The following is an 894-nucleotide window of genomic DNA, read 5'->3' on the forward strand; positions in this document are numbered from 1 at the left end:
CCTCTTTTTCGTGTTTGTTTATATTTGCTAATAAAAAAAGACTGCTTACTTAGACTAAAACTTTAATTTTGATACTGTATTTTTCTTTCACAACCTAAATTTAATTGTTACATTTTGTATAATAAGTTGTATAATGATAATATTCACGAAACAATCAAAATTAATAACAAGGGTGTTTGCTATATGACGCAAGTAGGAAAAAGACTGCGCGAATTCCGCAAAAGGCTAAAGATGACACAAGGAGATTTGGCAGAAGGCATTTGTAATCGCAGCTATGTCAGTCAAATCGAAAAAGGTCAGGTTATTCCTTCGCCTGAAATTTTGGAACAATTGGCAAAACGACTACATACCGAAATTAAAGAACTATGGACTGAAACCGAAAACCCTTCTTTCACGCTTGTCGAAATTCAAAATTCCTTACGCCACATTATTAATCGTATTGATGAACAGGAGTGGGAAATTGCCCGTAAGTGGTTGTTAAAGCTTCAAGGTGCTGTTATTCCACAATCTGAAGAGGGTGTTTATCTCTGGGCAAAAGGAAAGATAGCTGAAGTGGACGGTCGCTTTGAACAAGCAGAAGATCACTATAGCAATAGTATTGTTCTCACCCAAGACTCAGATAACCCTACTGTCTTGATCCGCGCTCTAGACTCTCTCGGTCACTTCTATTGTGAGCACGATCAACCGGAAAAAGCCGTTCATCTGTTGAACGAAGCACTTCAATTATTAAATCGATATGAAATTAGTGGCTTATTGCGTATTTCTGTTTTGTTGCATGTAGGAAGTATGCATAGTAAACTAGGTGAATTTTATTCAGCAATTGAGCATTTACAGCAAGCAAAGGAATTAAACAAAAATTATGGTATCTTATATAAGAGCGGCGATCTTTATTTA

Annotated in this window: 1 protein-coding gene; it reads left to right on the plus strand. The window is 36.1% G+C overall.

Going from position 1 to position 894, the window contains the following annotated elements; translation table 11 throughout:
- Positions 1-183: 183 nt before the first annotated feature.
- Positions 184-894 (plus strand): helix-turn-helix domain-containing protein (locus AYJ08_RS05760; RefSeq protein WP_157452796.1); only part of this gene is annotated, 711 nt, incomplete at its 3' end.

Source organism: Brevibacillus sp. SKDU10, from assembly GCF_001645205.1.
Lineage (GTDB): Bacteria > Bacillota > Bacilli > Brevibacillales > Brevibacillaceae > Brevibacillus_B > Brevibacillus_B halotolerans.